Here is a 13,253-nt window from a genome sequence, read left to right as displayed (position 1 = left end):
GGGTTAATATTTATAGTTTGTATTTTAAATATAATGAACAAATTAAAAAAGTCATAAATTCACTGTCTCACTTAATGTTCACTGGTGTAAATTCAATCGGTCCGCGCAACACACTGCTGTAATGTATCTGCTGGTGTTTGAAAATCCAATACCTTTCTCGGTCGTTGATTTAGCTTCTTGGCTACTTGGCTAAGCTCCCTTTGTGTATAAACTGATAGATCCGTCTTTTTAGGGAAATATTGACGCAACAATCGATTGGTATTTTCGTTAGTCCCGCGCTGCCAAGGACTACTTGGATCACAAAAGTACACCTTTGCATCAGTCGCTACGGTAAAGTCCTTGTGATTGGCCATCTCGGACCCACGATCCCAAGTGACTGATTGACGTAGCTCAACTGGTAGTCTTTTAATGTGTCTGCTGATTGCGGAAACAACAGTATTTGTATCTTTTCCAGTCACCTTGATTAGCATAGCAAAGCGAGATTTTCGCTCAACCAAGGTCGCTATGTGCGTATTTGCACTACCTGCAATCAAATCACCTTCCCAATGCCCTGGAATCGCACGATCTTCTATTTCAGGTGGGCGTTCACTAATTGAAACGGCATCAACAATCTTCCCCCTGGGAATACCTCTAAGATTATTGTAACGGGACTGACGGAAAATTCGCTGAGTTCTCAGATGCTTCTGTAGTTCCTTCTTTAGTACACCTCGTGCCTGGATATAGATGCTACGGTAAATTGTTTCGTGTGAAACGTACATATTTTCATCATCTGAAAATGTCTTCTTAAGCCATCCACTAATTTGCTCTGGTGACCAGTCCAAAGCAAGTTTTTCGGTAACCGTTCTTCGAAGACGACCATTTAATGCCAGTAAGCATAATTTAGGGCGTCTAGCCCTGTCCCAAGCTTTCTCGTCGGCCTGGATCGCTCGGTATCTCTGAGCACCTCCATTTCTAGCAATTTCTCGACTAATAGTCGATGGCGAGCGCCTTAAGTCCGTAGCGATGGCACGCATTGACTTCCCGGCACTTAGCCCTCTCGATATCTCTTCACGCTCAGATAGTGTCAATGAATTCTCTGCTCGACAACGTTTAGCTGGTGAAATACCGCCATGAAGTCTTAATATCCCAAAAATCGAACCAGGCTGGCTATTTACCGCTCTCGCAATGTCGCTGAGAGACTCACCTGATCTCCATCTTCTCCATACTTCTTGTTTTAGGTCATGGGATAACCCTGGTCGCCCTCGTTGTGCCATTATTCACTCCAAATTCATCATTGAAACATGAAGTGTTGCATTGACCAATTGAATCTACCGGTGCATTTTTTGAAAATTTATATAATTCATCTAACAATCCAGCTCTTCAACGCTTATTATCGGAGAATTTATCATATATTTTGATTTTTGAGTGCGCGATTATCAACAACTGCCTGGTTACTTGACAGTTCTAAACATATATCCCTTATACACATCTCAATATCGCTTATTACATCTTTAGTAAAATCGTATCCCTTATCATATGGATCTTGTACTTCTACACTTTTTCTTTTTGAAAATGCGCCAATCCACATTGTCTTACTTATACAATCACGATCCATTTTTTTTAGCATATCAAAATTATATCTATCCATAATAAGAATGATATCTGCCCATTTTATATCAGAAGGCCTGACGATTTTTGATCTGTGTTCGTACAGATCGTAACCATACTCTTCAAGTATCTGCAGGTATTCAGGTTCACATGTTCTGTTCTCTTTCTTATGAAAGCCGGCAGACATAATATTAAATGTTTCTGATGAACAAAATATCTTGAGCAAATATTCGGCCAATGGGCTGCGGTAGATATTACCGTAACAAAGTACGAGTATATTGTTTCCTTCTCTATTACTTATTGATTCTCTACTCTTTTTTCTTGCACGCATTAATATAATGATATGCTGTGCTCTTCTGATGATAGAATTGATTATTCTTGTTGCGAAATTATGCATTATCCAATCTTTTATATCATATTAACCTTTACTCAGTAGTCCATATTTATAAAGTACCTCTTCTACAGTGCTAAATTCGAATTGGTTTATCAGGCGCTTAAGCCTTGGCTTAAACTTATCCAAATTTTGATAGTGCCTGAATTCTGAAAGCAGTGAGGACTTAATCCTTGGCTGGTCAACATCGATTTCCCATGGATGCATATAAAAAATAAAGGGGATATTCTTTTTGTTAACCATCTTCAATCCTTGCAGCGTCACCCAGTAGGGAAAAAGTCTGAAATAACCTCCACCACTGATTGGCAATCTTTTGTTACCAATACCAACTGTAGAAAGTGGGAATTCAATTATCTCATTACCTGAATCTGTGCAATATTTGTGCGGGACGGTCTCAGCATTGGGGATACCATATCGGTCATGAACAATCGGAAAAATACTTGAGTCGTAGGTAAACCCGGCCTCGCATAAAATATCGATTGCCCAGACCGAATCTGCCGTTATTGAGTAGCTTGCGGCTCTGTAGCCATTCACCGGCTTACCAATCAGATCTTCCAATATAGACTTGGACTTTATGGTTTCTTCTTTGAATACCTGCTTTGTCTGGTTATATATTAAGTCATGCCTATAACCGTGACACGCCACTTCATGCCCCAAATCTGAGATACGCTTTATTAGCTGATTCTCTCTTTCAGCAACCCATCCCAATACAAAAAAAGTAGCTTTGATATTGTGCTCATCAAAATGATCCAACAGCCAATTAGTATTTGTATTAACCCTGGAAGGGTATTTCTCCCATTCACTTTTATCTATATTTTTTGCAAACGCAGACACCTGATAGTAGTCTTCTACATCCACTGTCATCGCATTTACTAACATCTGTCAACGTCCGTCGGAATTCAAGTGATTCTGTTGCATGTTATTTAAAAACTAAAAGTTATTTTACTAAGACCATACAATATATTAATCATATTTCATTTGAAAGTATCTTATCATATAGTAATTGTGTCTTTTCTACATTCACATTTATATGAAAATACTCCAGTAATCTTTTATATCCCTCCTTTCCAATGTTTTCGGCATACTTTTTGTGCTGCAATAGCTTAATAACCAACTCTGCGAGACGCTCATGGTCTCCAGGCTTGAAAATTAATCCTGTTTTTTCGTTTACGACGATTTCCGGTACCGCCCCATCATCAGCTGCGACCAGTGGTTTTGAAAGAGACATGGCTTCTATCAGAACACGCCCAAAAGGCTCAGGTTCGATAGAGGTGTGTAGTACTATCTGTAATATATTGAGATAGTCTGATACGTTTTTTATATATCCTGTAAATATAATATTTGATCCTAAACCTAATTCCTTAATAAGTACGTGTAATCTATCCTTATAATAAATATCCTCTTTAGCTGTATCACCAATAAGCAGACATACAGTATTCGGATACTCATCCACGATTTTTCGCATTGCTCTTACAGCGACTTCCTGCCCTTTCCACTCCCTGATGTTACCCATCACACCTATTATTTGTTGATCTTCATTTAAGCCCAGTTTTTTTAGAATGTCCTGATTTGTAATTTTTCCAATAACTGCTTTCGGATCAATACCATTGTGTATTGTTACAATATTCTCATTGGCAATACCATTTCTTTTCAAGGTGTCAGTTACAGACTTGGATATACTTATTATGGCTTTCAGCTTAGCAGCCAATAATCTTGATATCAGGGGATAATGATCATTGATACCCCGTTCATGTGTTATACACGGTATTCCTGCTAGGTATGCGCCAATCATCCAATCATTATTCCTTAATACGGAATTGTTCAAGTGTAGTAGATCGATATTATTTTTTATTAGAAGTCTTTTTTTTCTGATACTGGAAATAAACAGGTATCCAAGTAAATTCACTGGTTTCTGTAATATTGTGAAGATAACTTTTAGCCTTGCTAGGTACTTATTGTCTGATACTAAACTTATTGGTTTATATGGCGGTACTATTAGAGTCTTTACACCTGCTTTTTTATATTCCGGTAAAAGGGAATGTTCATCATGGAAAACGACCATCGGATCATATTTCGTTCTATCGAGCCCACTGGTTAGGTACAATAAACTATAAAATGAACCCCCTACAGTACCGTCTGTATTACCCTCGCAATACATTATTTTTTTTACATTTCCCATCATTGTCAATCTGTTAACTGTTTCTTCTGGAAAATCTGCTCATCATCACCCTATTTATATAACTCGTGAACAGGTTTCTCTCACTGCTGTTAAAACAAATCAAAAATACAGAAACAATATATATCGGCAATAATACCAATATCCAAGTAAAAAATATAATCATAGAATCAGTTGCGTAATTTGTACTTATATAATAGATAGACCCAATAAATGGCAAAGATGCTAAAAATGGTAATAGATATACATTTTTTAAATATATTTTATAATCAAAATTCACTTCCCTTTTAGTCAAAATCGGAAGCGCAATTACCATAAACAAGGCCTGAGGTATTGCAGTCCCTAATGCGACACCAGCTATCCCCAAGTAGTGGATCAGCACTACACTCAAAGCCAGATTTGATACTGCTTCATATATTCGCAGATTCGCGATTATTTTATGCTTATTTATTCCATACAATATACTGCTTATGGTTGTATGAGGTACTGCTATTAAAGTACTGAATGCAAGTATATATAGTACAATTGATGATCGTTCAACATACTCCTCCCCCATCCAAATACCAATAAACATATCTCCCAGTAAGAAAAAAACGATACATATCGGAAGGGCCAATAGCAGGGAAAGCTTGCTGCCATTGATAATTAAACTATCAATGTTTTCTGTTTTGCTGCTTGCCTCCAGCTCACTTGCGACCGGGTTTAAAACGCTATTGCTCATCATAATTAAGCGACGGAGATACTCAATTAAATTTCCCGCAATAGCATAAAATGTAACTGACACAACGGAAGAGAAGGCGCCAATTACCAACGCATCTGTATAAAATATTGCTTTTTGTCCCAGATTGTTTATTAAAACGTATACGCTGTAATTGTATAATTTCTTGAGGATAGGCAGTTTGGTTTTTAGTGGTGTTCTGGAGTAGCGGAACGGAATATTGTTTTTTTCAAGTAAGTGTTTTGAGAAAAAATAGATACTTAAGTTATTTGCAAGGCCGATTATTAATTGTATTAGTGAAAGTGCTATAATTCCATATCCCAAATTCAGGAAATAGAGAATCAGACCCAACCTTACAAAAGCAAAGATTATTCCAATTTTATTAAATATGTCATACCTTTGAAGACCCATCAAAATGCCATTGAAGACATTGAAAGCTATTGTTTGAGCGATTGTCAGGCCACAAATAATTACCACCATGCTTATTGTTGATAGATCTACGTTATCTACTTCAAAAATATATGGATATGAATAAGAGAAAACAATAGATATCAATAGACACAGTACAGCAATACCACCATACAAAATCAGACCTGAGCTGAGTACCTCATTTAACTCGTCAATATTCCTTTGAGTTTTATACTTTGACACATAGCGAATGATTGATTCCCTTACACCAAAATCCAATAGATAAAGATAACCTGTAAACTGCATAACAATTACCCAAACACCGTAGTAAATGTTTCCCAGTTTATGGACTATGAATGGCGCTAAAAAAAACGATATAACTATATTTACACCGAGATTGGCCCAGTTTGAAAAGATATTCTTGAATAGCTTTTTTTTATCTATCATTGCAGAAATATTTAAAACAGAATAGTCGATAGATGGATTTCTATTGTTCGATTGTCTCTATGTATAGGTCCATCATTTTTCTTGCCATTGTTTCTTTGGAAAATATTTCTACAGCTCTTTGCCTGCTTTGTTTGCCGTGTTTTTCCAGAAGGTCTTCATTCTCCAGATAAATCGACATTTTTCTTGCTAAATCCGATGGATCAGACACCTCCGAAAAATATCCGGTTTCTCCGTCGATAACAATTTCCAACGGCCCGCCTGCTCTACATGCAATCACAGGAATACCACAACTCATTGCTTCTACATAAACGTAACCGAACGCTTCGAATCTGCTCGGAAGGACAAAACAATCAATCGCGGAATAAAAACTGGGCATATCACTTAATGAACCCAACTCCCTGATACGATCACTATATTTGGACCGCTCCATTTCGGACTTAAACTTGTTATAATATTCATTCCTATGATTCGGCCCGCAATAGATTAGATATATATTCTTGTTTACTCCCGCTAAACTCTCAAATGCCTTTAGTAATGTTATGTGCTCTTTCAACTCAATAAACTGTGCAGCACAACCGAAGACAACCGCATTACCGGGTATATCATTATCCAATCGGAATGTAGCTCCTTTTTCCATTGAATATTTAAAATACTCAGTATCTATTCCTAAATAAATTTTTTTAATTTTTTCAGCAAATCCCTGATCTATCAATAATTCATCCGTAGCTTTTGAAATACTGATTATCCTATCGGCAAGTTGCGATTTTTTATGCCAGTTTTTTGGGTGATTATTCCACTCCAAATTGGATTTAGTATATATATATTTTGAGTTTGTTAGGAGTTTAAAAAAGAATGGTTCGGTAAAAAGGGATTGGTATAAAAATGAATGTACTAAGTCATACTTTCTATTTCTAATAATAAACGGACCTTTAATCAGATCCACTAATTTCTCTAATGTAAAACCACGTGTGGGCTGGAGTCTGAGGCGAAACACTTCAAACCCTAAATTCTCAATATCCGCCTGAGCTTCATTGCCGGTAGCTAGCGCACCGACTTCAACATCAAAAACATCTGTATCTATAATTGATAAAAGATCGTATAAATTGCGTACCTGCGAACTATGAATTAATTCACTGATCGTAATCAGAATTTTATAGCGCCCTTTCATTCTTATTCCCTACTAACATACTGATTTTGTTATACATATTAAATACCAACGCAGGTAGCAAAAAAAGCTTACCAAGTATGTCATGATGGTCACGAAAACAAAAGGACGAGCTAAATAGCTGCCAATAACTGATAAGGACAGAATAATAGGGTCGGGAAATTGATTCTTGAGGCCGATACAACTGAATTTGACATGGAAATGACTACTTGTTCAGCTGTTTTTTTAATTATTTGACAAAAAAAAAAGCGGGATACCTCGGATAATATCCGTGGTATCCCGCTGTTGCACTTAGTTGTTTATCAGTGATTAATACAAAACTGCCGGGCTCGGCGGTACTGCGCTGGGAGCCGGCGGCTCAGGCAATGTACCAGTTACACCTATAACATCATTGCTGGTGATATGCGCACCTAAGTTGATACTAGCGCCTGTTCCACGACCCTGCAGGTTCAGAATGTCTACACCAGCGTTAATTGCCGGAGAGTTGTTCGAAAGAGTCAGGGTATTGCCCGCTGTATCAGCAAAGGCCGGATCCGTGGAAATAGAACCTACAGTGTCTTTGTTGAAGCTACTCTGCCAGCTCGAAAAGCTGTAATTGCTGTAGTTGACACGAGAAGTTACTCCATTACCACTATAAAGATTATTTCTGTACGTCATACTGCTTAGATTAGAAATATCCTCTGCCTGTATACCGCGCGTGTTGCCGACAAAAATATTGTTGGCAAATACGAGATCTCTATAACCGTTTGTACTGGGTTTGAAGAAGAGACCACCATTCGAGCAGTTATAGAATGTATTGTTTACAACATCAATATTGGCAGGACTATATGAATCGTAACCAATAAAAGTGATGCCGGCGGCACTATCGCGAATGATATTCTGGTAAATTTCTCCGCCATACTGCTCCGACGCAGTGCCCAGTCCACCTATGGCAATACCTTCAGCATCGATATTATGGAGATAGTTGTATCTGATCGTCATTGGCCCACCATTGGCCCCTTTCACGAATATTCCACCACTACTATCTGAGATGTCATTGTTTTCTATTGTTATATTATTGGAATAATAGAGCATGATCGATGATCCATTTCTGTTTCTGCCCGCATTCCTTGTACCGTAAAGTGTATTGTTACGAACTAACGAATCTCTGGACCGCTCAATTCGAATGGCATTGTGGTTGTCATTCCAGCTAGACGTTATACCTCTTACAGTTAGGTTTTGAATGGTTACATTGTCCGAGTTCCATATAACAACCGGCCCTGTATCCGATTTTGTGTTGATATTTCTCTCATCTAGTATAAAGCCATCCCAGACGATATGGCTCCTTGCATATGTGCCTATAATCGGCTCACCTATTGTATTAGTGCTGGAGCTCAAAACTACATTACCCTCTGCCCTGAATACAATTGGATTACCGCTTGTTCCTGAATTAGCAGGATTGTAAACAGGAATATATCTTTCACCTGTCCCTGAGCTGACATTATAACTACCGGACCTGACTATCACGACATCACCGGCACGGGCGGCCTGACCAGTATTCGTATTTGTTAAGGAAGTGCTTCCCCATGCGGCCCGTCCAAGGGACGCCCAGGGATTCGAACTGCTGTTAGCTTCGTAACTGGTACTATCGTTGCCGGTACTATTGTCGACATAGAGCGTTTTTGCCTGTGCGACTGAGAAGGCAAGACATAGTGATGTAAAAATTAACAGCTTCTTCATGATATTACCCTCAACAATCATAGATTGTGTATATTACAGTAGTTGTAACTTGTGTGATGCATATAGTGGCCCTTGAGAGAGAATTTAATTCACTGCATTTCTATCAGGAAAGTCGACTCATAAATTTTCCAATAATCATGTTAGCCTTTAATCAAGCTATCGATACTTTAGGCCTCGACTCATGGAATTATCATCACATTGTGTCGTTTGTAACCATTAGCAATCAACCAAACGGGTTGATTCAACAAACCTGACAACCAGGGCTCTCCGGGTGCTTGAGTATGACTCCATAAAATATTGATAAATAACATATTTTACATTTACCAGCTCAGTGAAACCATGCCAAACACTTAACAAACATCCCGGCGTTGTAGTGTGTCAAAAACTCAATCTAAAGCTATTATCGGCAGTTAATAGTAGTTTCTCCATGCGTCAGTTCGCAATTGGATATGATTAAGTTCACAAAATACTATTGCAATGCAGTATTACCGCTGGTCCATTCAGGATTTAAGGTCCTTTCTGACAACCGAATTAATACACTAAGTCCCCTACTTCCTTAAATAATAGACTTTAACCAATTCATTAACGGATTCATGTCCAATTGTGCAGATCTTATCCAATACCAGTTCTGTACAGAAGGATTAATATCCTTTTTAATCAATAAGTTAATACTCATAATGCAAGCATGCCTATTTTGAGTCTTCAGTCATACAGCTGTACAGGTATGCAGTTTCACCTAGTAGCTACAAATCTATTTCCCAGAAACAGGTAAATCTATCAGACACCCTATAAGCAGTATGCCGGGTGAGTGAGTGCATCACTTGTCCTCGGTTATTGTTTATCGCCATATCATGACTTTTACAATTTACCCATATTAAATACGCGGAAAACTGTGAGTCACATAAGATGAACAGTGCTCAAACTCTAGACTGGTCCAGCAGGCACTCGTGCAATCAGGAATTTGGCGTAAAACCTATCCCCTTTTTCCTTTTGCGGCACTGAAAATATTTTTGTTGGGTTTCCAAAAGCCTCTTCTCAGTCTTTTCCTGCTTAAGAGAAAGGCTTCACCCCTACAATTGTAAATAGAGAATTCTTCGCAGGACTTGCCGTTGAATACTCTGTCAAGACAGTCATTGGTATGCATTAAGGCATCTTCCCATTGGGCAAGGTCTAGAGTCCTTTTGGAATCTGCAAATCCCATATAGATAATAATAGTCTCTCCATCGATACATCCGATCTCATCAAAGACGTTTTGCGGTTCATAATGAATTGTATTCGAGAGTCGCGCCAATCCTTTTGCCAGCGGTAATGAGGAATATATTGCGTCATATCCCTGACCTGTAGCGGGCAATCCTCCAAATCCAGAAAACCACAACCCATTTATCGTGGCACGCCCCAACGCCATTCTTTGTTGATTTACGTCACTTTGATGAAACAGCATTTGAGTTTCATTAAAAATATTCAACCAGTCAGGTCTATCAGTACCATTGGGTAGATAGTTTTCAATATGGCGCCCAAGCACAAAATCAATATCGTATGTTATTAATTCCGGGCATTCAGGAAGCTGCAAATACCAGTCATCCTGATATTGAATAAAAAGAGACAGCCCATCCTGTTTGAAATGATCATTGAAATCCCTGGCTAGGTTCTCTGCTTCATTTTGCTTAATATCTAATTGATCGGGGCCAAGCAATAAAACCCTATCCCCGTCTGCCATTAAATGTACCGGGGTTGCTTTTGCCCAACACCTTTTGGCCGGTACACCACCATAACCATAATATGAAACAGCGCCAACCGGATAGTCAGAGCCTGAATCACTCGCGATCCCGAATAAATTAAACAGTGTTACCGTCAAATCGTTGCCATGGAAAGGAACGACTTTTGAACGTGTCAATATCTTTTCAAGCGTAGTGGGTCTGACTGGTGGCTTTTCGAGTTTGTTTTCCTCTTGTGGCCAGAGTATATCTGGCAAGAGCAGATGGATGTGCCTCGTATCTTTCATATAAGATATACATTGCAATCCGGCAATTCAGAGAATCCGTCGCTATTCCATATTTTTTAAAATAGCTCGCTTAACCTCGTCAAGTTCAGCATCAATCGTGAGCACAGGTGATGTTGATTGTTGTATCGCCGTATCCGGGTCCTTGAGTCCATTACCGGTTAATGTACACACGATACTTGAACCCTCGGGGATTTTTCCTGATTTGACATCACGCATGGCGCCTGCCAGTGATGTGGCTGAAGCTGGTTCACAAAATACGCCTTCTTGCTGTGCCAGGAGTTTTTGTGCGGCCAGGATCTCCTCATCTGTACATTCATCGAACCAACCTCCAGACTCTTCCTTGACTTTCCAGGCCTGATTCCATGATTGCGGATTACCAATACGTATCGCAGTAGCGACTGTATCGGGATCTTTTACAGGCCCCCCGCGTAAAAATGGCGCTGAACCGGAGGCCTGGTAGCCTACCATTACTGGTTGTTTGCCTGTAACCGCACCCCCCGCAAATTTACATTTCCCGTTACAGTAAGCACATGCCTCAGTAACATGATCCGCCGTGGTGCAGCTGTATTCACGGTAACCTATCCAGTGCGCAGTGATGTTCCCAGCATTCCCAACCGGTAAACAATGATAGTCGGGTGCATGCCCCAACTCCTCAACGATCTCAAAAGAGGCGGTTTTCTGGCCTTGCAGGCGATATGGATTGATCGAGTTGACTATGGTTACGGGGGCATGCGAGGCAACATCTTTTACCAACCGCATACCATCATCAAAATTCCCTTTGATCTGAATTGTAACCGCACCATACATCATTGCTTGAGCAAGTTTTCCCATGGCTATCTTTCCGTCCGGTATCAAGACAAATGCTGTGATACCTGCACGTGCTGCATATGCAGCAGCCGCAGCCGAAGTATTTCCGGTCGATGCGCAAATGATCGCTTTACTTCCCTCTTCCACAGCCTTGGTTACAGCCATGGTCATGCCACGGTCCTTGAAGGAGCCTGTTGGATTCAACCCTTCGTACTTGACATAGATATCCACGTCCCTCTCGAGCTGTCGGGGGATGTTGTTAAGACGTATAAGCGGTGTATTACCCTCACCAAGACTGATTATCCCGGTGTCATCATGAACAGGCAGTCTGTCGCGGTATCTTTCTATCAATCCTGTATAGCGGGTACGGAATGGCATGATATAAACCTCAAAAAAAACTAATTACTGTATCGAAGAGATCAGATCAATATTATGATTTGAATGCTGCTATCGAACAATTGTGAGTATTCGAATCCGGTACGTTTACAATGGCTTCACAAGCTTATGAAATCACAGTTCAACCATCGAGGCGTTCGACGCGTATTCGCATCACTTGCCCAAATACAGTTTCCAGTTGCTCTATTTCCGCGATAGCTTTGTTTAGCTGTTTCTCGATGACTTTCTGCGTCAGCATAACCAATGGAACGGTATTGTCCCCTTCGTTGGGTTCCTTTTGCTGAATCGCTTCGATACTGATCTGCGATTCAGCCAGAATGCTGGCAATTTTAGCAACCACTCCCGGCTTGTCGACAACCTGCATACGTAAGTAAAAAGTGGTTTCCACCTCTTCGATGGGTAATATCGCCAAGTCAACCAATTTACCTGGTTGAAATGCAAGATGCGGTACACGGTTTTCCGGATCTGTAGTCAACATGCGCACGACATCGACCACATCCGCCACAACTGCCGACGCTGTAGGTTCTGAGCCGGCTCCCGCACCATAGTATAGGGTAGGGCCTACCGCATCGCCTTTAACCAACACGGCATTCATAACGCCGTCCACATTGGCTATGAGACGACGTCTGGGAATCATGGTCGGGTGGACCCGCATCTCGATCCCTGTCTCTGTCTTGCGAGTAATACCAAGGTGCTTTATTCGATAGCCAAACTGATCTGCATACTCGACATCCTGCGGTTCGATTTTAGTAATACCTTCGGTATAGGTCTTTTCGAATTGGAGTGGAATACCAAAGGCAATGGAACCGAGGATCGTCAACTTGTGTGCAGCATCGATACCTTCCACATCAAAGGTCGGATCCGCCTCAGCGTAACCCAAAGCCTGTGCCTCTTTGAGGACATCGGCAAACTCACGCCCTTTGTCACGCATCTCTGAGAGTATGAAGTTGCCGGTGCCATTGATAATTCCCGCAATCCACTCAATATGGTTTGCCGCCAATCCCTCACGAACCGCTTTAATGATTGGAATTCCACCCGCAACGGCGGCCTCAAAGGCAACCATAACACCCTTTTGCTGAGCCGCTTCGAAGATTTCATTGCCGTGCATGGCAATCAACGCCTTATTGGCGGTGACGACATGCTTGCCATTCTCGATAGCCTTCAAGACCAATTCTCGTGCAGGGGTATAACCTCCGATCAACTCAATGATAATCTCCAGCTCTGGGTTCTCCACCACGGAAAACGCATCATCGGTAACCTCCACATTCTCGAGTCCGATGAGCTGACTGGGGTCGTATTGTTTTGCTGCCGCATGGGTAATCTGGATGCCCCGGCCTGCCCTACGAGCGATTTCATCGGCATTGCGGGTCAGAACATTCAGCGTACCACCACCCACGGTCCCGAGTCCCAACAAACCAACTTTAACTGGATTCAAGA

10 protein-coding genes are annotated in these 13,253 nt (G+C 40.6%); all 10 read right to left on the bottom strand.

All coding sequences use genetic code 11. The features are described from left to right. Positions 1-92: 92 nt before the first annotated feature. The 10 genes from AB8516_RS17900 to AB8516_RS17855 all read right to left on the bottom strand — a co-directional run bounded on the left by AB8516_RS17900 (position 93) and on the right by AB8516_RS17855 (position 13,251). Positions 93-1,253: an IS30 family transposase gene (locus AB8516_RS17900; protein ID WP_369158744.1), complete on the bottom strand. Its 1,161-nt coding sequence runs from the start codon at positions 1,251-1,253 to the stop codon at positions 93-95. Between the two features lie 131 nt (positions 1,254-1,384). Next, positions 1,385-1,984 carry a hypothetical protein gene (locus AB8516_RS17895; RefSeq protein WP_369162562.1) on the bottom strand — a complete coding sequence of 200 codons (600 nt, stop codon included), beginning with the start codon at positions 1,982-1,984 and terminating at the stop codon, positions 1,385-1,387. A 21-nt stretch (positions 1,985-2,005) separates the two neighbouring features. Next, complete coding sequence (locus AB8516_RS17890) at positions 2,006-2,857, bottom strand: XrtA system polysaccharide deacetylase (protein WP_369162561.1); 852 nt, start codon at positions 2,855-2,857, stop codon at positions 2,006-2,008. 88 nt (positions 2,858-2,945) lie between these two features. Further along, positions 2,946-4,160: a glycosyltransferase family 4 protein gene (locus tag AB8516_RS17885; RefSeq protein ID WP_369162560.1), complete on the bottom strand. Its 1,215-nt coding sequence runs from the start codon at positions 4,158-4,160 to the stop codon at positions 2,946-2,948. A 10-nt stretch (positions 4,161-4,170) separates the two neighbouring features. Beyond that, entirely contained in the window at positions 4,171-5,727 is a 1,557-nt protein-coding gene (locus AB8516_RS17880; RefSeq protein WP_369162559.1) for an MATE family efflux transporter, read from the bottom strand. A gap of 40 nt (positions 5,728-5,767) precedes the next feature. Beyond that, positions 5,768-6,895, bottom strand: a complete 1,128-nt coding sequence (locus AB8516_RS17875) for a glycosyltransferase family 4 protein (RefSeq protein ID WP_369162558.1) — start codon at positions 6,893-6,895, stop codon at positions 5,768-5,770. Between the two features lie 306 nt (positions 6,896-7,201). Further along, the gene (locus tag AB8516_RS17870) at positions 7,202-8,611 is read right to left on the bottom strand and encodes a nitrous oxide reductase family maturation protein NosD (protein WP_369162557.1); all 1,410 of its coding nucleotides are present in this window, start codon (positions 8,609-8,611) and stop codon (positions 7,202-7,204) included. A 973-nt stretch (positions 8,612-9,584) separates the two neighbouring features. Beyond that, positions 9,585-10,613 (bottom strand): hypothetical protein, encoded by a 1,029-nt coding sequence (locus tag AB8516_RS17865; RefSeq protein WP_369162556.1) that lies wholly within the window; start codon positions 10,611-10,613, stop codon positions 9,585-9,587. A gap of 42 nt (positions 10,614-10,655) precedes the next feature. Next, positions 10,656-11,798, bottom strand: coding sequence for a threonine synthase (gene thrC / locus AB8516_RS17860; RefSeq protein ID WP_369162555.1), 1,143 nt, complete (start codon positions 11,796-11,798; stop codon positions 10,656-10,658). Positions 11,799-11,937: 139 nt separating this feature from the next. Beyond that, entirely contained in the window at positions 11,938-13,251 is a 1,314-nt protein-coding gene (locus tag AB8516_RS17855; RefSeq protein ID WP_369162554.1) for a homoserine dehydrogenase, read from the bottom strand. Positions 13,252-13,253: the final 2 nt, after the last annotated feature.

Source organism: Candidatus Thiodiazotropha sp. LNASS1, from assembly GCF_964212655.1.
Taxonomy (GTDB): domain Bacteria; phylum Pseudomonadota; class Gammaproteobacteria; order Chromatiales; family Chromatiaceae; genus Thiodiazotropha.
This window is presented reverse-complemented; position numbering and strand designations above follow the sequence as displayed.

Excerpts from the sequence above, each read along its gene's own strand:
- thrC (WP_369162555.1), bottom strand. The coding sequence starts at position 11,798 with ATGCCATTCCGTACCCGCTATACAGGATTGATAGAAAGATACCGCGAC.
- AB8516_RS17895 (WP_369162562.1), bottom strand. The coding sequence starts at position 1,984 with ATGCATAATTTCGCAACAAGAATAATCAATTCTATCATCAGAAGAGCA.
- AB8516_RS17870 (WP_369162557.1), bottom strand. The coding sequence starts at position 8,611 with ATGAAGAAGCTGTTAATTTTTACATCACTATGTCTTGCCTTCTCAGTC.
- AB8516_RS17885 (WP_369162560.1), bottom strand. The coding sequence starts at position 4,160 with ATGATGGGAAATGTAAAAAAAATAATGTATTGCGAGGGTAATACAGAC.
- AB8516_RS17900 (WP_369158744.1), bottom strand. The coding sequence starts at position 1,253 with ATGGCACAACGAGGGCGACCAGGGTTATCCCATGACCTAAAACAAGAA.
- AB8516_RS17880 (WP_369162559.1), bottom strand. The coding sequence starts at position 5,727 with ATGATAGATAAAAAAAAGCTATTCAAGAATATCTTTTCAAACTGGGCC.
- AB8516_RS17865 (WP_369162556.1), bottom strand. The coding sequence starts at position 10,613 with ATGAAAGATACGAGGCACATCCATCTGCTCTTGCCAGATATACTCTGG.
- AB8516_RS17890 (WP_369162561.1), bottom strand. The coding sequence starts at position 2,857 with ATGTTAGTAAATGCGATGACAGTGGATGTAGAAGACTACTATCAGGTG.
- AB8516_RS17875 (WP_369162558.1), bottom strand. The coding sequence starts at position 6,895 with ATGAAAGGGCGCTATAAAATTCTGATTACGATCAGTGAATTAATTCAT.